This window comes from Geobacillus thermocatenulatus (assembly GCF_002217655.1).
GTDB lineage: Bacteria > Bacillota > Bacilli > Bacillales > Anoxybacillaceae > Geobacillus > Geobacillus thermocatenulatus.
This window is the reverse complement of sequence record NZ_NEWK01000001.1, coordinates 188,368-206,886: the sequence shown is the minus strand read 5'-3', so window position 1 is coordinate 206,886 and position 18,519 is coordinate 188,368. Positions and strand designations below refer to the sequence as shown.

22 protein-coding genes and 2 pseudogenes are annotated in these 18,519 nt (G+C 48.6%); 3 read left to right on the top strand and 21 right to left on the bottom strand.

Annotated features, from left to right (window positions below; genetic code table 11):
• Positions 1-17 precede the first annotated feature (17 nt).
• The gene (locus B9L19_RS01095; protein ID WP_047752524.1) at positions 18-1,289 is read left to right on the top strand and encodes an MFS transporter; all 1,272 of its coding nucleotides are present in this window, start codon (positions 18-20) and stop codon (positions 1,287-1,289) included.
• A 343-nt stretch (positions 1,290-1,632) separates the two neighbouring features.
• On the opposite strand, the gene B9L19_RS18890 is transcribed toward B9L19_RS01095, so the two are convergent.
• Positions 1,633-1,941, bottom strand: coding sequence for a hypothetical protein (locus B9L19_RS18890; protein WP_025948738.1), 309 nt, complete (start codon positions 1,939-1,941; stop codon positions 1,633-1,635).
• A gap of 116 nt (positions 1,942-2,057) precedes the next feature.
• The gene (locus B9L19_RS01090; RefSeq protein ID WP_047752523.1) at positions 2,058-3,824 is read right to left on the bottom strand and encodes a GmrSD restriction endonuclease domain-containing protein; all 1,767 of its coding nucleotides are present in this window, start codon (positions 3,822-3,824) and stop codon (positions 2,058-2,060) included.
• Positions 3,825-4,080: 256 nt separating this feature from the next.
• On the opposite strand from B9L19_RS01090, the gene B9L19_RS01085 reads away from it, so the two are divergent.
• A complete protein-coding gene (locus B9L19_RS01085) occupies positions 4,081-4,533 on the top strand; it encodes an N-acetyltransferase (RefSeq protein WP_047752522.1) in 453 nt (150 codons plus the stop codon).
• Positions 4,534-4,965: 432 nt separating this feature from the next.
• Here the strand turns inward: B9L19_RS01085 and B9L19_RS01080 are convergent, their stop codons facing one another.
• The 14 genes and pseudogenes from B9L19_RS01080 to B9L19_RS01025 all read right to left on the bottom strand — a co-directional run bounded on the left by B9L19_RS01080 (position 4,966) and on the right by B9L19_RS01025 (position 14,103).
• On the bottom strand, positions 4,966-5,223 hold the full coding sequence (locus B9L19_RS01080) for a DUF2283 domain-containing protein (protein ID WP_047752521.1): 258 nt from the start codon (positions 5,221-5,223) through the stop codon (positions 4,966-4,968).
• The gene (locus B9L19_RS01075) at positions 5,192-5,587 is read right to left on the bottom strand and encodes a hypothetical protein (RefSeq protein ID WP_015375988.1); all 396 of its coding nucleotides are present in this window, start codon (positions 5,585-5,587) and stop codon (positions 5,192-5,194) included. The genes B9L19_RS01080 and B9L19_RS01075 overlap by 32 nt, the downstream gene beginning before the upstream one ends.
• Entirely contained in the window at positions 5,587-5,877 is a 291-nt protein-coding gene (locus B9L19_RS01070) for a DUF3467 domain-containing protein (protein WP_190304974.1), read from the bottom strand. Before B9L19_RS01070 ends, B9L19_RS01075 begins: the two co-directional genes overlap by 1 nt.
• Before the next feature lie 141 nt (positions 5,878-6,018).
• On the bottom strand, positions 6,019-6,990 hold the full coding sequence (galE, locus tag B9L19_RS01065) for a UDP-glucose 4-epimerase GalE (protein WP_047752520.1): 972 nt from the start codon (positions 6,988-6,990) through the stop codon (positions 6,019-6,021).
• Positions 6,991-7,004: 14 nt separating this feature from the next.
• Positions 7,005-7,715 (bottom strand): annotated as a pseudogene (locus tag B9L19_RS01060) (phosphohexomutase domain-containing protein); the annotation flags it as partial.
• A 94-nt stretch (positions 7,716-7,809) separates the two neighbouring features.
• On the bottom strand, positions 7,810-8,073 hold the full coding sequence (locus B9L19_RS19505) for an oligosaccharide flippase family protein (RefSeq protein ID WP_256363763.1): 264 nt from the start codon (positions 8,071-8,073) through the stop codon (positions 7,810-7,812).
• A gap of 20 nt (positions 8,074-8,093) precedes the next feature.
• Positions 8,094-8,360: an oligosaccharide flippase family protein gene (locus tag B9L19_RS19500; RefSeq protein WP_053004373.1), complete on the bottom strand. Its 267-nt coding sequence runs from the start codon at positions 8,358-8,360 to the stop codon at positions 8,094-8,096.
• A gap of 18 nt (positions 8,361-8,378) precedes the next feature.
• Positions 8,379-8,504: pseudogene (locus B9L19_RS19720) on the bottom strand (sugar transferase); the annotation flags it as partial.
• A 206-nt stretch (positions 8,505-8,710) separates the two neighbouring features.
• Positions 8,711-9,364: a sugar transferase gene (locus tag B9L19_RS01050; protein ID WP_047752519.1), complete on the bottom strand. Its 654-nt coding sequence runs from the start codon at positions 9,362-9,364 to the stop codon at positions 8,711-8,713.
• Between the two features lie 15 nt (positions 9,365-9,379).
• Entirely contained in the window at positions 9,380-10,264 is an 885-nt protein-coding gene (galU, locus tag B9L19_RS01045) for a UTP--glucose-1-phosphate uridylyltransferase GalU (protein ID WP_047752518.1), read from the bottom strand.
• A 115-nt stretch (positions 10,265-10,379) separates the two neighbouring features.
• On the bottom strand, positions 10,380-10,955 hold the full coding sequence (locus tag B9L19_RS01040) for a hypothetical protein (protein WP_047752517.1): 576 nt from the start codon (positions 10,953-10,955) through the stop codon (positions 10,380-10,382).
• Between the two features lie 47 nt (positions 10,956-11,002).
• Positions 11,003-11,566 (bottom strand): hypothetical protein, encoded by a 564-nt coding sequence (locus tag B9L19_RS01035; protein WP_047752516.1) that lies wholly within the window; start codon positions 11,564-11,566, stop codon positions 11,003-11,005.
• On the bottom strand, positions 11,559-12,929 hold the full coding sequence (locus B9L19_RS01030; RefSeq protein ID WP_047752515.1) for an AAA family ATPase: 1,371 nt from the start codon (positions 12,927-12,929) through the stop codon (positions 11,559-11,561). The genes B9L19_RS01035 and B9L19_RS01030 overlap by 8 nt, the downstream gene beginning before the upstream one ends.
• A 409-nt stretch (positions 12,930-13,338) precedes the next feature.
• Positions 13,339-14,103: a tyrosine-protein phosphatase gene (locus B9L19_RS01025; protein WP_047752514.1), complete on the bottom strand. Its 765-nt coding sequence runs from the start codon at positions 14,101-14,103 to the stop codon at positions 13,339-13,341.
• Between the two features lie 232 nt (positions 14,104-14,335).
• Here B9L19_RS01025 and tagU point away from each other — a divergent pair, with 232 nt between their 5' ends.
• Entirely contained in the window at positions 14,336-15,277 is a 942-nt protein-coding gene (tagU, locus tag B9L19_RS01020) for a polyisoprenyl-teichoic acid--peptidoglycan teichoic acid transferase TagU (RefSeq protein ID WP_047752513.1), read from the top strand.
• 65 nt (positions 15,278-15,342) lie between these two features.
• Here tagU and B9L19_RS01015 read toward each other — a convergent pair whose 3' ends face one another.
• The 5 genes from B9L19_RS01015 to B9L19_RS00995 all read right to left on the bottom strand — a co-directional run bounded on the left by B9L19_RS01015 (position 15,343) and on the right by B9L19_RS00995 (position 18,450).
• A complete protein-coding gene (locus B9L19_RS01015) occupies positions 15,343-15,714 on the bottom strand; it encodes a hypothetical protein (protein ID WP_025949587.1) in 372 nt (123 codons plus the stop codon).
• Positions 15,715-15,952: 238 nt separating this feature from the next.
• Positions 15,953-16,390 carry a 3-hydroxyacyl-ACP dehydratase FabZ gene (gene fabZ / locus B9L19_RS01010; RefSeq protein WP_025949588.1) on the bottom strand — a complete coding sequence of 146 codons (438 nt, stop codon included), beginning with the start codon at positions 16,388-16,390 and terminating at the stop codon, positions 15,953-15,955.
• A 33-nt stretch (positions 16,391-16,423) separates the two neighbouring features.
• Positions 16,424-16,765, bottom strand: coding sequence for a DNA-directed RNA polymerase subunit beta (locus B9L19_RS01005; RefSeq protein WP_047752512.1), 342 nt, complete (start codon positions 16,763-16,765; stop codon positions 16,424-16,426).
• Positions 16,766-16,776: 11 nt separating this feature from the next.
• On the bottom strand, positions 16,777-17,598 hold the full coding sequence (locus B9L19_RS01000; protein ID WP_047752511.1) for a flagellar hook-basal body protein: 822 nt from the start codon (positions 17,596-17,598) through the stop codon (positions 16,777-16,779).
• Positions 17,599-17,619: 21 nt separating this feature from the next.
• Positions 17,620-18,450 carry a flagellar hook-basal body protein gene (locus B9L19_RS00995; RefSeq protein WP_025949591.1) on the bottom strand — a complete coding sequence of 277 codons (831 nt, stop codon included), beginning with the start codon at positions 18,448-18,450 and terminating at the stop codon, positions 17,620-17,622.
• Positions 18,451-18,519 lie beyond the last annotated feature (69 nt).

The following is an 18,519-nucleotide window of genomic DNA, read 5'->3' as shown; positions in this document are numbered from 1 at the left end:
TAAAATGGGGGAGTACGATGAAATCAAAATGGGCAAGAATCATTCCTGTCGCCTTTATCATGTACATGCTTGCGTATATGGATCGTATTAACATAGGTGTGTTGATGCCTTATATACAGGAAGATTTAAATATTTCTTCTTCTGCAGCTGGAGATATCGCTGGAATCTTCTTCATTGGATATTTATTATTGCAAATCCCTGGGGGCATCTTAGCCACAAAATGGTCAGCCAAAAAGTTTATTTTTATCTTGATGATCCTTTGGGGATTGGCCGCTATGGCCTCTGGTTTTGTTCAAACCGAGGGACAGCTAAAACTCGTTCGATTCTTGCTAGGCGTAGCCGAAGGAGGGGTTTGGCCAGCGGTTCTCGTATTGCTCTCCAACTGGTTTACCCTTCAAGAACGAGCGCGGGCTAACGCATTTTGGATGGCTTGCTTGCCTGTTTCCGCCATCCTCATGGCGCCAATCACAGGCATTTTATTGAAACATTTCAGCTGGAAGACAGTGCTCATTTTGGAAGGCATCCCACCCATTGTTTGGGCGTTTGTATGGTATGCGATGATTAAAGACCGTCCAACTGAAGCTAAATGGATGGATGAGAACGAAAAACAGCAATTATTGCACGCCTTGACTGCTGAACAAAGCCAATCCGCCAAATCTCAAGGATATGCGGCTGCATTTAAAAACAAAGCCGTTTGGGGACTTGTCATCATGTACTTCCTCTGGATGACTGGATTTTACGGTTATACGATGTGGGTGCCTAGCGTTGTCAGTGAGTTCACCGACGATTCATCTGTCATGGGGTGGTTGACCGCCCTTCCGTTCACATGCGCGCTCGTTGGCATGATTGTGAACTCATCTTGGTCGGATCGGCGCATGAACCGCACACAACACGTCGTCATCCCGTTGTTTGTAGCAGCTTGCGCTATGATAACGGGACAGTTTGTAGAAACACCTCTGTTAAAAATGATTCTCTTATCTATCACAGCAATCGGTGTATATGCACCATACGGGCCGCTCTGGGCGATCCCGACGGCCATTATTCCTGCTGAAGTAGCCGGTGCAGCCATGGGCTTGCAAAACGCCATCGGCAACCTTGGTGGTTACAACGGACCAAAATTCTTTGGTGTACTCAAAGACCTAACAGGGAACTACCATGCAGGCTTTTATTTCTTAGCCTTGTCTCTCGCCTTGGCAGGCATTGTCACCTTCTTTTTAGGAAAAACCATACCGCAGAGGCAAGCTTCGGCTACCTCAGCAAGCAACCAAAAAACAGTACATTCGAACTGACATACGCTCGCCTGCCATTTTTAGCGAGGAAAAACGTCACCGTCGTCCTCAAGGACGGTATCATCCGCATCTCGGTCGACCACGGCACTGCCTTGGACATTGCCGAAAAAACTTAGCCGACGAGCAAAGCATGCTCGAAGCCATCCGAGTCGCTGTTGAACTGTCTCCAAAAGCAAATGCATAAATAAACATGGAAATCGGCAGCCGGTCCCTGGGGCTGCCGATTTTTTAAAAATATTCCAAACTAAAGATGCACAACAATCCAGACATCGAAGAAGGACATCCCTTCACCCATCAGCAGTCTCCCCTTCTCTGTCCATATGTATTTGACAAACAGTGTCTCTCATTTTCCATCGGCATGATCCCGTTTCCACTGGCGGCACCATTTCCGGATCCTTTTTAATTCCTTTTTGACGTTGATCATCTCATTATGAATTTTTACCCAATCTCTTTCCCCCAACAATCTTTGGTCGATCATTCGCAAATGAGCCCATGCCTGTTGAACCGTTTGTTCATCATAATTCCCAGGGTTAGTAATGATGTCTAAAAGCCTCTCTTTCGTATTGCCTAAACTTCTTATGATTTCCTTTAAATATTCTATTTCCATTTGTCTGCTGTCCAGCAGCCAATGTATCTGTTCCTGTTTTTCCACCAAGTTTTCCCCCTTTGATCTCCCTGCGAATACGTCGTTCCAAGGCATTTGTTCCTTTTCCTTGAAACTTGAAATATAAACCAAAACCTCTCCCCTACAACATCCTCCCGTCCCGCTCACTCCACTTTCTTGCCCATCACCCGTTCGATCATCGCAAGCAGAGCCAGCTTTCTTTTTTCAAAAAACTGGTCAAAATCATCCGCCCTTATGGATGCCACATCAATGACATGCGTTTGCAGGATGTCATCCAACACCGCTGCCGAAACGCCTTTCCTCTCCTGCAGTTTCTTCAAATATACACTTGGAGCATCACGGCCAATCATCCGATTCGTTTTATAGGACAATGGAGTTTTATTCATAATGCAATCGTACTTCGCTTTCTCAATCCCTCGTTTTTCGCAATAGTCACGAGGGAAAATATGGTGAATATCAATCGATTCGCCGTAATACGTCTGAATATCGATCGGCACCCCAGATAAGAAATCCCGCGCCCCTTCCCTCATGAGCAAGGCTTGCAACCCTTTATAAGCGGCGCTGTTTCGCGTGCGCAGCGTGAAGAGGCGATCAGCGGCGAAATGGGCATCCCGCACCGTCGTCGGCTCCGCACCGCCGCGAATCCATTCGACGACTTCCACCACGTCACGGGCAATCCGCGTCTCCGTCGCTCCTCCGTATAGTTCACCCAATACGCCACACCAATACCAGCGGGCAATTTGATCACGGACATGGACATTATGCGCTTCTTTCCCTAGTTCTACAAAAATGGCCGCCAACGGGATCAACTGGGTGCCGTACGGCAAGTCTCGCGCGGAAAACACATGCTGCTCATGCAAAAATTGAGCCGCCTGAATAAACCCTTCCGTCACCCGATCCGCCCATCTTTGGTAATCCGCCAACGTCAACTGCAAGATGTCGCGCCGCTTGCAGCTGACCGCCACGCCGTCCCCCTCTTTTCGTCGATTGTACGTGGCCAACAACGCAACTGCCTGCAGGAAGTCGGTGCTGCTGATATCGGCCAACACTTTGTTGTAAATTTCTCCAGATCTCTTTAATTTTGCTTCCTTCTCTTCCCAATCATCCCTCAGCTTGAAATCTTCCGCCGCAAATGTGGCGGTAAGAAGCTCGAAGACGGTCAGAGAGACGCCCCCCGTGTTTACATTCTCAAAAACTTGGCAAACCGCCTCTTTCGGAGTCGGTTTACGAAGCATAATGACAGGCACTTGATATTGCTGAAAACGGGGAAATACGTCCGTCATCAACTTTTGCCACTTCAATGACCGTTCCGCAATTTTCGTTGAATCCGAAAAATAGCGCGTCTGCCACGCCAACAACCCCGCAGGATCGAAAAGCAAATTCACCGGAAGCATTCCCGCTTCGCATTCTTTCTCCAAGTCAGAACAATCAAGAACGACTCTCCCTCCCGGTCCGCGAATGATTCGGTCTTCCGGAACACTGACGATCGTCTCTTCCCGGTCGACGTTCGGATCTAACATTTTGTCAATGTCAATATAGTAGAACCGTTTGATTGCCTTGTCTCTCTTGTCTTTTGTCGCTACAGGCGCTTTCAATTTCAATGATTGAAACAACGCCGTCAGCCGCTGTTGACCGTCAAGAATCAGCCGTTCCGGCTCAACTTGGTTCACGTTATCGACCCCTTCGATCGGCCTTGAGGCAAAACGGACATTCGGATTTCCCGTCTGGAGCATCATCACCGCACCGATCGGATAAGAGAGAGAAACACTGATCAACAAATTCCGAATCCGCTCGTCATCCCAAACCCAGCCTCTCTGAAAATCAGGAAGCTGTGTTCGACATTCCTGAATGCTTTCAAGCAAATCAAGCAAACTTTCGACCGTACTGTCAAACGTGGTAATCGTGCTCATATCCTTCCCCCTCGTTTCATGAAAAACCCTACACTTCCATACGATTCAATCGACCAATATGCCATCATCCAATGCATATTCCTGTTGCTTTCCAAAAAACACTTTATTCTTTCGACAATGGCATTCTTTTTCCTCTTCCTGCCGCGAAGCGTTTGGCAGAAACATCCCCCAGCCAACGAAAATTCGTGATTGAATATAAACGCAAAATATTGTATATTTATAAACATACAATGACGACTGATCGCGAGGGATCCAAATGCAAATCGACCATGCCGTCACGAGCGATGTCAAAGACATGCACGCACTCATCCAACACTATGCGGAAAAAGGATTGGTGTTGCCTCGCTCGCTGCTGTCCATCTACCAGCACTTGCAATGCATGTATGTCGCCAAGGAGAACGGCCAAATCGTCGGCACTGCTGGGCTGCATATCCTAGGGCAAGATCTCGGGGAAGTGCGTTCGCTCGTCGTATCTCCCGACCATATGGGGAAAGGAATCGGCCGCCTGCTCGTCGACCATATTGCCGACGAAGCGGCCAGACTCGGGGTGAAGCGGTTAATATCCTTTACTTACCAAGTCGAGTTTTTTCGAAAATGCGGGTTTGAGATCGTGGACAAATCAACACTGCCGGAAAAAGTGTGGATTGATTGCGTCAACTGCCCGAAACTCGACTGTTGCGATGAAACGGCGATGATAAAATACATTTGATCCCCCTCCCACCCGCATCACGGGGAAGGGGGAGATCCCTTGGAAAAACCTTTTCCCTTCGCTGTTTCGTTCTCCATACCCTTAACCAGAAAAGAGAATTTTCGAAACTGGCAAACCATCTTTTTATGCCTTGAAGTTCCGCGGCTGCGCAGAACGGTTGTGTTCGTTTTGCATCAAACATCAGCCCTGCCCCCCCATTCAGGAGGAGATAATGCGCGTTTGTTTCAATTGTTCAATCAAATGTTGCACCTCATATTTTGCAACCTTTGCATAAAATCAAGTCCTAATGTTTATGTCAAATACGGCTCCCATCCAGTGCACTTAAGCTCTAGAAAATAGAACCGCTTTGCCCCCGGCTCGTGCGCCCCAGCCGCATTAAAGTAGCGAAGGATGATATAGTGGAATCCATTCCAGAGGCAAAATCGGCCAAAACTAATGGATTTGTTCGTTAATCGTATGAAAATTAATATTCACCGGTATAAACTTCTTGATACGCTCAATATCCCGCTTCTTGTAGTCCATAATCACAATGCCAGTAATGACCTCATCCTCTTCAGAAAACCGGATAAACACACCAGGAGCTGCTTCGTCATCGTACGACACTTTTGGTTCGCCCAAATAAATATAAAGAACATCGTGATCATAGTCATAGGAGTATTTAACGTTTTCCTGTAAATTTTGGACGAACATAAATCGCACCTCCTGTCTCTTGGTTTAACCTGCTTTTGGCGATGACGGTAACAACGTCACCATACGCTTCATTTTCATGGTCGACAATAACGACCAACGCCTTTAGCGACTTAAACTTAGGCAATTGTACAAGATCTATATATTTTTGTCTTGTATCATGCTGATCGTCCGGATTATTTGGCAATATAAAACAAGGATCTTGAATGACGCTCTTGACCATATCTTCTTGGCCTATAAACTCTTCCCTTGTATGATCCCCACCAACAATATGATAATTCCATGTTGTGCTTTTAAGCCGAACCTCTCTGCCTAGAGGGTCCTCAGTTATAAATATGTAGTCTGTATTGATCTTGTTACCTTCCATTATTGCTCACTCTTCACACCAATAATACCTAATTGCGAAAGTTCCTGAATCTTTTCCTCGCTTGGCGGGGAAGGGATTTCACCGAATATCTCTTCATACTGCTTAATGTAATTCAATAACAAATAGGCAAATTGTTTGGCGTGTTGTGGGCTCATAGTAACCTTTCCGAGGTATATATTCTCATCGGGCGATTGCTGTTGAAGATTAAGGATAATATCATGAAGAGTCATACTTAAACTAATGGAATTACAATAAACATTGAAGGGTCTCTTTTCCATATTCCCTTCCAATATACCTTTCCTCTCCCTTTTAAAACGGTATTGTAATTATATTTTACACCTTAAAGAATTTTCTTGCACTCATTTCATTAGGGAAACCGCTGTATATAGAAAATGCCTATAAATAAACCGCCCCACCAAGGGGTGGCCTAATCATCGTCCTTTCCGCTGATACCATTTCCACGCGCTTTCGATGATTTGTTCTAACGAATATTCCGCTTTCCATCCAAGTTCTTCATAAATTTTTTGCGAGGATGCAACAAGGCGCGCTGGGTCGCCCGGGCGGCGGTCGGTATATTCAATGACCGCTTTGCAGCCGGTTACTTTCTCACATGTTTCAATCACTTCTTTCACGGAATAGCCTAAGCCGTTGCCAAGGTTATAAACAGCGGTTTTCTTTTTGCCTGACAACAATGCTTCCAGCGCTAAAATATGCGCCTTCGCTAAGTCGGTGACATGGATATAGTCACGAATGCATGTCCCATCGGGTGTATCATAGTCCGTGCCGAAAACGGAAATTTTGTCGCGCTGGCCTAACAAATGCTGCAAGACAAGCGGAATTAAATGCGTTTCCGGGTTATGGTCTTCGCCAATTTCCCCCGACTCGTGCGCTCCAGCCGCGTTAAAGTAGCGAAGGACGACATAGTTCAAACCATACGCAGAAGCAAAATCCGCTAAAATTTGTTCGATCATCAACTTTGAGCGGCCGTACGGATTAATTGGATTTGTTGGGCAATCTTCCGTAATCAATTCGACATTCGGAATTCCATACGTCGCCGCGGTTGATGAGAAAATAAAGTTTTTTACATTATATTTCAGCATCGTTTCTAGTAATGTTAATGTAGCGGCAACGTTGTTTTGATAATATTTCAGCGGATTCACCACCGATTCGCCGACTAAACTGTTCGCCGCAAAATGCATGACGGCTTGAATCGGGTATTTTTCAAAAATCGGTTCAAGATCCGCTTTGTTCCCTAAATCCCCTTGCACAAACACCGCGCGGTCATCCACTAAATAGCGATGGCCAGTCGATAAGTTATCAAGCACGATCACTTGCTCTTTTTCCACTAACTCTTTTACTAAATGACTGCCGATATAACCGGCTCCGCCGACAACGAGAATCATATACCATCCCCCAATTATGCATTAACGATTTGATGGACCATAGCCATTACGGCGTTTTCTAATGCGGCAACAAGTTCTTCGCTCTCTTGTAACGATGTTCCTCTCACGCCAAAGTAAAACTTCGCTTTCGGCTCTGTGCCTGATGGACGCAAGCAGAACCATGCGCCATTCGCAAGATGATATTTCAACACGTTTGAACGAGGCAAGTCAATCGCCTGTTCTTCCCCTGTCGTGACAATGGTGCGCTTGCTTGTTAAATAGTCTTCGATCGCGACAACGGCAACGCCAGCGATTTCTTTCGGCGGTTCTTTGCGGAAGGCCGCTAAAATGTTCGCGATTTGCTCGGCGCCGTCTTTTCCTTTTAACGTTAGCGAACGTAATGATTCACGATAGTAGCCGTACTTTTCAAAAATCTCTAATAACCCTTCATACAATGTTTTTCCCTGCGTTTTATAATAAGCCGCTACTTCCGCGGCAAAAATCGCCGATTGCACCGCATCTTTGTCGCGGACAAAGTCGCCGATTAAATAGCCATAGCTTTCTTCATAACCGAATTGGAACGTGTATTCTTTCGTCCGTTCAAACTCGTTAATCTTCTCGCCAATAAATTTAAACCCAGTCAACGTATCGATCGTTGGCAAACCATAATGCTCGGCAATCGCGCGGCCGATTTCGGACGTCACGATCGTTTTCACAACAACACCGTTTTTCGGCAAGATTGCTTTTGCCTGCTTTTGTGATACCTGAATCCGTGACAGAAGTGCATCAAAAATGCTGGGAAACCCAATCGTGTCGAGACTTCGACTCCATTTCGAATGTTCACCTATTAGGTGAAGAACCCCGAGTGCAATATTTTGTTGATTGATCCAGTTTTCTTGGCAGCTTTGAACGCGTCTTTATCACGGATTCAGGAATGATATTCAGAATAGTAATATACCTCATTTTTTCCATTCCTTGAAAAAACCAAATAGGGAAAAGAACATTACCGATAACCATTCCGAATGTTACTATATATACTAGTTTATGGTTTTGAAATTTTGGGAATAGCAAGATCAATAAACAAAGTATAAAGAAACTTATCATCATAAAGAATAACTTAATAGTCATAACAGTACTGAAAATACTTTCAACTCTTTTTTTTTATTGTCTCTATAAATCGCAATTTGATTTGTAGCAGACAGATTAAATCCATAGTCAACTAAAATAATAAAAAACTGAATAAATGATTGAGCAAACGCCACTAATCCGTAGTTGTCTGGACCTAAAACCCTCACTAAGTAGGGTAGTGTAAGCAAAGGAAGTATATAATTTAGCCCTTGCAAAGTTGCTAAAGATAGAAAGTTTTCAAATAATCTTTTTTTATCAGACATACATACTTTCCCCTATAATCAATAAGCTCCCTTTCTTAAAAGGACCATGAACACTGTTTTTACGAGAATCACTATATCTAAAAACAACGATTGATTATATACATAAAATAATTCCACGTCTACTCTCTCAGGATACCCGACCTCACTTCTTCCGCTTACCTACCATAGCCCGCAATTCTTGGCTTTACTGATAAAAATTGTGAAACTTCCATGCCGTACTTCTTTAGTTCTTCTGCAATCACTGATCTCGGTTCAACCAAACCCATTTCCCCTTTTTTAAACATTAATGAGATGAAGAATTTTATCAAGGCTTGTTTTATGTAAGGAATTAACCTAATTTTCTATTTAGCTTAATAAGCACTATTCGGTCTAATCATTATTTTAATATCATATAACAGTGATCTTTCACGAATATATTTCAAATCTAACTCAACCATTTCAGCAAATCCTAAATCATTTCTCCCGCTCACTTGCCAAAGCCCTGTACATCCTGGTGTCACAAGCAATCGTTGCTTGTCATACTCCGTATACTGTGCTACTTCCCTTGGCAACGGTGGTCGTGGTCCGACTAAACTCATGTCCCCTTTTAATACATTCCATAATTGCGGAAGTTCGTCAATGCTCGTTTTGCGAATGAACTTCCCTACTTTCGTGATACGAGGGTCATCTTTCATTTTGAACATTGCACCGCTTACTTCATTTAAATGAAGCAGAGATTCTAGCAGTTCTTCCGCGTTGGTTACCATCGAGCGGAATTTGTACATATAAAACTCTTTTCCGTCTTTGCCAACGCGGACTTGTTTAAAAAATACAGGTCCTTTTGGATCTTCTAGTTTAATAAGGAGCGCGACAATAAGAAATAGCCATGATAAACAAATAAGTCCTATTAGCGCTCCGCATATATCCATGATTCGCTTGGCAATTAAATATCCTTTTTTATCGTTTACGGCCACTCGATGGTGACGGGTGGCTTCAATAGTCGCAGTCCCCCCTGGCTTCGCCAACTTTTCATCCCCCTCTTATTTCTCTTTCACTTTCACATCGTTTAATATTTTCTCCATGAATTGAATAAGGTCTTCTCTTAATTCATCATGCTGCAACGCAAACTCAATCGTCGTTTGGATAAATCCGAGCTTTTCGCCGACGTCGTAGCGCTTGCCTTCAAATTCGTAGGCGAAGACGCGTTGGATTTCGTTGAGTTTTTGAATCGCGTCGGTGAGCTGGATTTCGCCGCCAGCGCCGGCTTCTTGTTTTTCAAGGAATAGAAAGATTTCCGGTGTAAGTATGTATCTTCCCATAATTGCTAAGTTGGATGGCGCGGTGCCTGGTGCTGGTTTTTCGACGAATTGGCGGACTTGGTAACGGCGTCCGTGTTGTTCAATTGGATCGATGATGCCGTAACGGTGCGTTTCGTTATCAGACACTCTTTTGACACCAATAACGGAACTGAGAGTTTGTTCATATTGGTCAATTAATTGTTTTAAGCACGGTGTTTCCGCTTGGACGATGTCGTCACCAAGCAGAACGGCAAACGGTTCGTCGCCGATAAAGTTGCGCGCACACCAGACGGCGTGACCGAGCCCTTTCGGTTCTTTTTGGCGAATGTAGTGAATGTCGACTTTCGATGGTTCTTTTACTTTTTCGAGTAAGTCGTATTTGCCTTTTTGAATTAAGTTTTGTTCAAGCTCAAAAGCGTTGTCGAAATGGTCCTCGATCGCGCGTTTTCCTTTCCCCGTGACGATAATAATATCTTCAATGCCGGATGCGATCGCTTCTTCGACGATGTATTGGATCGTCGGCTTGTCGACAATCGGCAGCATCTCCTTCGGCATCGCCTTTGTCGCCGGGAGGAAGCGGGTGCCTAAGCCCGCCGCGGGGATGATCGCTTTGCGTACTTTTTTCATGTAGTACGTAACCCCCTATGTATAGTCGGCCCTTATGCCCCCGCGCATCGGTGCAACCGCAGCTGCGCCGATGCGCCGATGCATATGGGCATAAAAAACAGCCCCTTTTCGGGACTTAGTTTGGCATTTTTGATTTCAGATTCAAGATTTCTTTTTCGTGATCGATCAGTTTGTCGAACATCACATCGGATCGGCGCTGCAGGTACGAGACGGTGACATCGACGGATTTTCTGATGCTCGTGACATCGTTTAAAATGAGGGATTGATTGTGTTTGGAAATGCGCAGCTCTTCGAGGATTCGCTCTTGCATTTGCTTCATGCCGGCCATCTCGTGTTCTAGTGTTTGTTGGCCTTGTTGCAGCTGGGTGATGTCTTTTTGGATTTGGGAAACCGTCGTTTCCAATGTCCGTTGGCCTTCTTGCAGTTGGGCGACATCACGCTGCAACGCCTTCTGCCCTTCTTGGAGCTGGGCAACGTCCTTTTGAATTTGGGAAACCGTGGTTTCTAATGTCTGTTGGCCTTGTTGCAGCTGGGTGACATCCTTCTGAAGTTGTGATACATCTTGTTGCAGCTGCGATACGTCTTGACGAATGTGTCCGACTGTGCCTTCCAACCGCTCGAGCCTGTCGTGGACTGGTTTCAGTTCTTCTTGCAAGACGGAACGAAGCAATTCTTTCAGCTCTTGGCTCATGGCTTCACCTCCTTGACGCCATTATAGCATGGCGCGGCAGGGAAACGTTACAACGTGTATTCTCCTTGTCCAGAGTCATTCAATAGAATGCGTTGATGAGGAACTTCATACCCCAAAATGACAAGGCATGGATCATCCCAGTCCGCATACGGCGGCTTCTTCACGGGTTTGCCCACGGGCTGCCGAAGCAAAGCTGGGTCCGGCGAGTTTTTCGATAAATGGTCATCCTGGTAGGCCGTGTATACACATATTTTTGAAAAAGGCGGAAGACCGAAAAGCCCTCGTAACATATAGGCATGAAGCATGCCTCCTTCAAACTGCTGTTTCGCCTTTTCCCAACTCTTCACTCTTACTGTTTTTTTACATTCAAAAATGTGCAGTTCCCAACATTGTTCTTCTCTTTTGACAAAGACGATGCCATCGGGGGTGTTTTTGGTCCGAAGATAAGGGAATCCGTTGTTAGGCTTGATCGAAAAAACTACGGCTTCATTGGAACAGTGGAGCGTTACTTGTGCTTCTCCCGATTTTTCCTGCTCGATCACATATAACGTTCCGCCTGTTTCCCCCGTTTTCTCATAAAAGCTTCGCTCAAGGTATTCGAGGTTATTCATCCTCTCCATCCTCTTCCCCGATCTGGAATGCATACGTCTCTTCATTCAACTGCAAAATGACTTCATTGAACGTTTCCGCCGGAAAGCCGTTTTCCGTCGGAATGAGCGGCGTGATGATCGTGTCTTGGCCTTGCATGCGGAACTGGTACGCCCTCACCTTTTTCGGATCAATCGCGTCCTCATCGACATAGCCATACGTTTTCATCAACTGTTCTCTCTTTGGATGCTGGTGAAGTTTGATCAAATTGTTCACCTGTTGGAACAAAATATCGCTATGGGTGGTCAACCATACCGGCATGCCTCGGTTGACCAACTTGACAAGCGCTGTCGCTAATATGCGCTGGACGCGTGGATGCAGATGCGCTTCTGCCTCTTCAAAAAAGAGCGAACGGTACGTTGCTTTTGATTTTAAAAACAAAATGAGCGGAGACAGTTCGGTCACAAGCGACGATGTGACGTATAACGGCAAGCGCTCTTGCTTGCCTTGCGGGCAATAGTAGAACGATGGAATCGGTCCTTTTTCTTGGTCCATGGTTCCGTTGGCAATCTCGGTTTCAATAAATCGGCCGATATCCGCATATTTCGACTGTCCGCTTTCCTCCAAACGCAACAATGCTTGCAAAAATCGATATACAGGCAGCGTGAAGTCAAGGGATGGTTCCTCATGCTCTTCGTTGATCATCCGTTCCATCATCTCTTGCACAAGCGCTTTGTAAGACAACATGAACCCCGTTCGTGAAGCGGGCAAATACAGCGCTTCGCCGATGGTTCTCCCTTGGATGCCGCCTTGTCTGGATGGTGGGTAAAACGGCGATGTGAGTCCGTCCATCAGCAAATTCCACGTAATGTATTGAGCCATGCGATACCGCTCTGTCGCTTGCCCTTTGCTTCGATCCGTATACGGGATGCGAATATAGTGTTTCCCCGTCGAAAAACGAGTGCCTTGGAGCGAATCTTTCTTTTCAAAGATGATTCGCAGCGGTTCAGAACGGCGGTACCGCTCGATGCTTAACGAATCGATCGGGATTTTGCGCCGAAAAATCGTTCGAATCAACTCGCTTTTTTTGTTTCTGAGAACATCATTAAACCATTGGACAAACAGTTGCGCTTCACGGTCTTGGATGAGGCAGTCATCGCCGATAGATGATTCAAGAAAACGATCGATTTCCTTGTACGTGGACGTGTTCGGAGGGTCTTTCGGAAACAGCTTGCGCCCCTCGGACAACACCCCCCAAAGAAGCGACATCAAATAGCTTTTCCCGCTGTTGTTGTCGCCGACAAACAACATCAACGGGGCAATATCGATTTCCCCCTGTTTGATCTTTCCGAATCGCTCGACCTTTAACGCCCAAGTTTGTTCCATGCGCGTATCGCCTCTTTTCACAGATTACGGATCCTCTATCTTTCTATTATAAACGATACGCCTGACTCATAATCACTGAATTAGATAAAAACGCAAGTGAAAAATCGCGCATCTAACCCGCCCTCACACCACACCCTCGACGACGGGCGTCTAAGGTGGCAGGACCGTCATCGTCCCCACCCACGGCATGGCCGAGTGCCTCCATTGATAACGGTAAGGAGACATCACCGAAGGAGATCAAGCAGAAAGGCCCTTCTTGAAGAAAGGGCCGCTGCGGGGCGGCCGTGCTTGAGCCGCCAAACGACACTATTACGCATGGCTCTGCAGCAAAACAAGCCATATTTCGACATCGAAAAGGCAAAAGAAGACGCCTTTTCTTCGCCTGTTCATGCTGCGCCAAGAAAGGGGGTCAAAAGAGGCCGAGGAACTTTTTCTTTTTCACCCGCTGCGGCTCATCGCGGAATACGGCTTGGCCGCGGATGAACTGCTCGGCGTTTTCGCGGAAGTAGTACATCATGTCTGTCTCGTATTGTTTTCGAATCACCTCGTACGCTTCGCGAAGGCGGAACGGCCGCGTTTTCGTGTTATGGGCGTCCGAGGCGATGAAGTGGGCCAAGTTCGCTTCGATCAGCTGAAACGAGAACGCCTTGATTTTCTTGCCGAAATGGCCTGTAACGCTTGATGCCGTCAGCTGGGCCAAGGCGCCGCGTTTGACGAGCTGGTACAGCCGCTCGGGAGCTTCGATGATTTCAGCGTTTCGCTCCGGATGGGCGATGATCGGGATGAACCCTTTTACTTGCGCATCAAAGAGGAGCTGCTCCGCATACTTCGGCACATGATCGGGCGGAAATTCGATCAAGATGTATGGGGTATCGGCAAGCGTCATCACCTCGCCGCGGGCCAGGCCGTCAAGCAAGTCGCCGTGAATGCGCACTTCCTGGCCAGGAAGGACGGTGAGGTCGATGCCGCGCCGTTTCAATTCGTCGTTCAACTCAGCCGCCAAGGAAAGGACGGCTGGTCTTGGGTTTTCATACGTCCCATTTTGATGATGGGGAGTGGCGATGATCGTCGTGATTCCTTCCTTGGCTGCGGCCTGCGCCATGGCGATGGCGTCCTCCATCGCAGCCGCTCCGTCATCAACGCCGGGCAAAATATGGCTGTGAATGTCGATCATCGTCCACTCCTCCTTTTTTCGCTCTACTAAACGTCTATTATGGTAACATAGGAAAAACAGTCTATCAATGAATGAAATTTGTCGAAAGTCGTCGAAATGGAAACTAAATTCCTTTGATTGAGGCGCAAGCTGGAGGTCCCCTAACGTTGCTTCTAGTTGTCTTCTCTCAGAAAACAGTCTATAATCGAAATGGCATGCATGAAAATTTCGGAATGGAAAAGGAAGAATGCCCATGAGAGCAGAACGTCGGAAAAAGAAGAAAACATGGCTCCGCTGGGTGACGGGATTGCTCGTCGTGTTATTCGCTGGAGCAGGAATATTCGCCTATTCCATTTATCATCATGTGAAACAGACGGCAAACCAAATGCATGAGGACGTCAACTGGAAGTCGGAGAAGCGGAAAGAAGACGTTTCGTTTGAACGGAAGACGCCGATTTCGATTTTGTTGATTGGTGTCGATGAACGCAAAGGGGATCGCGGGCGTGCGGATACGCTGATCGTCATGACGGTGAATCCGAACAAGCAGTCGATCGAGATGGTTAGCGTGCCGCGCGACACAAGGACCGAAATCGTTGGAAAAGGGACGGAAGATAAAATCAACCACTCGTACGCCTTTGGCGGAGTGGAGATGACGATGGCGACGGTCGAGCATTTCTTGGATATTCCGATTGACTATTACATTAAAGTCAACATGGAAAGCTTCCGCGACATCGTCGATGCCGTCGGCGGGGTGACGGTGAACAATCCGTTCGCGTTTACGTATGAAGGAACGCATTTCCCGAAAGGCGAGATTACATTGAACGGGGACGAAGCGCTGAAATACTCCCGCATGCGGAAAGAGGACCCGCGCGGCGATTTCGGGCGCCAGGACCGGCAGAAGCAGATCATTCAAGCGATTATTGAAAAAGGGGCCAGCTTCTCGTCGCTCACAAACTACAGCGACGTGCTCGCGGCAATTGGGAAAAACGTGAAAACGAACTTGACGTTTGAGGAAATGAAAGACATTCAGGCGAATTACAAAGACGCCCGCAAACAGATCAAACAGCTCCATATTACGGGGCAAGGGACGAAAATCAACGGCATTTATTACTTGCTTGTGCCGGAAAGCGAACGGCTGGCGATTTCGAATGAGTTGAAAGAGCATCTCGAGCTGAAGGCGACGGCAGCGAAGTAAACAATAACGAGGATGCCCCAAAGGGCGTTTTTTTGCACCAACCCTTTGGGCATCCTCGTTTTGCACTATTCATCCTTATTATCTTTGTCATTCGCATCTTTCGGATCTTCGATCGGGTCTTCGCGGTCCGGGACCGTATCGCGCTCATCGTCGCCCGGTCCGTTGTTCGTGTCGTCTCCCGGCGGGAGTTGATTGTTTTGGTTGTCGTTCAAATCGGTATCGCGGTTGTCTGGGATGCCGTCATTGTCTTTGTCGTTGTCGACGTCATCGTTTTGGTTGATGTCATCGGCCGGGTTCATGTCTTGGTCGTTGACATCGTTTTGATTGTTGTTCGGCGGCGGCGGATTGTTGTTGTCGCGGTTCATATTGCATCCCGCCGCTAAAAAGAGGGCGACAAGAGCGCTGAACAGCCGGACCAGCAGCGCTTTTTTCTTCATCCTATCTGCTCCTTTCTGTTATTGTGGTGACCTTATGTAAGGCCGTTCCTTGTTTATCTTTCCCAGAAAGAAGCGTTTCATTCGTTCGCTATACAGAACGGACGGCAAGAAAAAGAGGCTGTCCCAACAGATCGTCTCTCTTTCAGAGAGATCTCCTATCGTGTCACCGAAGTTGATTTGTCCTTGCATCTTGTGATGAAGAAAGGGTGTCCCGTTGCTTTTGAGACACCCTCTTTGTTCAGTCGGCTCGTTTGTCGCCAAGAGCGAACATCAACTCCGTTTCGCAGACAAGCTCGCCGTCGACGGTGGCGATGCCTTTGCCTTTGCCGATGGCGCCGCGGGCGCGGAGGATTTCGACTTCCAAGCGGAGCTGGTCGCCCGGCTTGACTTGCTTTTTAAAACGGCAGTTGTCGATGCCGGCGAAAAAGGCGAGGCGGCCGCGGTTTTCCTCACTTTGCAGGAGGACGACGGCGCCGACTTGGGCGAGCGCTTCGACGATCAACACGCCGGGCATGACCGGGTATTCAGGGAAGTGGCCGGCGAAATAGGCTTCGTTGGCGCTGACGTTTTTGATGCCGACGGCGCGCTTGCCTTCTTCGATTTCCAGAATGCGGTCAACAAGCAAAAACGGATAGCGGTGCGGGATGATGGACTGGATTTGCTGGATGTCAAGCATGGGCAAACTCCTTTCTCTTCTTGGGCGGCTTCATCAGCCGCGATCCGTTCCTTTCTCGACGATATCGACGATGTGCTTCCACGTGGACGGGCGGAATACATCGAGCGGCTTCCCATCGCCGATGGCGCTGTAGCCGACGACCGCACCGGCGGCGAGGCTTATGGCCATCAACGCGGCAACGATGATGAGCCGAAGCCAAATCGAGACGAGCCGGGTGCGCGCGAACCGGCGCGGCGCGGCCGCTTCCCCTTCAGCCGAAAGAGCTTGGGCTTCCGGTTCGGCGGAAGCCGGCGGGCTCTTTCTTACTCGTCCTTTCCGCCTTGCCATCCGGGAAGACGGCGAGCTCATAGGTTCTTGATGCCTCTCGTCACTCATCGCGATCCTCCTTATGAGGAGCGCATGCCGTTAATCAGCCCGAGCATTTGTTCCGAGATGGAAATGGCGCGGGCGTTCAGCTGATACGCTCGGCTTGTCGCCATCAGGCCGACCATTTCTTCGCCAAGGTCGACGTTCGACTGTTCCAAGGCGCCTTGTTTGACGCCGATTTGGCCACGCAAATTGCCGTTGAGCTCCCGAGCGGCGCCAGGGACATCCGGCAAGGTGAAGATGTTGTCACCCTGGGCTTCGAGAAGCTGCGGACGATCAATGGCGGTGACGCCAAGGTTGACCCGGGCGACGACGCGTCCGGCGGCATTGGTTGCCGTCAGCGTCCCGGTCGGGGAGAGCTGAAAGCCGATTGTGCCGGCGGGAAATTCGATGGGCCGATTCGCTTCATCGAGCACCGGGCGGCCGTCGCTTGTCACGAGGGCGAGACGCCCGCCCATAGGAGTGATAGAAAAGTTGCCGGCGCGGGTGTAGCCGATCGTTGTGGCGCCGTTGGCATCGGTGACTTGAACGCGAAACCATTGGTTGGCGGCAGTGAAGGCGAAATCGAGCGCGCGGCCGGTCTCAACGAGCGCTCCTTGCGTGGATACAAGCATCGTCGAAGCGAGGCGCGCCCCGTTGCCATAGCGCGCGCCCGCCGGCGTCTCGCGGGGCGCTTCGTCGTTCGGCAGGCGGTCGACTTGCTGGGCGAGGAGCTCGGCAAAGCTCGCTTCGCGCCGTTTAAAGCCGACGGTGTTGCTGTTGGCGATGTTATGGCTGATCGTATCAAGCCGCTCTTGCAAGGCGTTCATCGTGTTGGCGGCGGTGAGCATCGAGCGGAGCACAGGCTTGTCCCCCTTTCGTCATCATTTCAGGCGGCCGACTTCGTTGACGGCCTTGTCCAAGCTGCGGTCGTACGCTTGGACGATTTTTTGGTTTGCTTCAAACGTGCGGTAAGCCGCGAGCAAGTCGGTCATCGTCCGCTCGACATCGACGTTCGACCGCTCGAGAAACCGTTGCTTGACGGTATACGTCACATTGCCGGGCGCCTGCGGCAACGGCCCTGTCGTGCTGCGGAACAGGCCGTTTCCTTCCTTCACCAATGTTTGCGGATTGGCGGCGAAGGCGACGCCGAGGCGAGCAGCCGCTCCGTTCTCATCGATGATCATTCCGTCATCGCGGACCGAGAACCGCTCGCTTGAGAGCGGAATGCGCTCTCCATTGGCATCCAGCACATACCAACCCTCTTGCGTCGTCAAGTAGCCGTCCGGACTTATGGTGAAATGGCCGTTTCTCGTGTAGCGGACCTCGCCCTCACCTGTTTCGACGGCAAAAAACAGCGCGCCTCGCTGCCCGCTTGCCCGGTCGACGGGGACTTGTCCGTCCACAATGGCCATATCGGTCGCCAAGCCAGTTTCCGTTACATCCCCTTGGCGGAAGTTCGGGATAAGCTCTTGCATATAGACGCCCGTAACGAGCGGCCCAATGACGGTTTGCATCGGAACGGCGCGCCTTGAGGCGGTCGGGATCGGTTGATCCTCGAGGCGGCTCATCAACAGTTCCGGGAACGCTCTCATCGCTCCAGCATCGGCTTTGTATCCCGGCGTTTCGGCGTTCGCCAAATTGTTCGTCAACCAATCGACGCGCCGCTCTTGCGCCAACATGCCGCTCGCGGCGGTATACAATCCTCTTAGCATGGCAGCTCCCTCGCTTGTCCATGAAAATTCGTTGCAGAAAGCCGCTGCCGGCTTTGGCGGGCGGCTTGT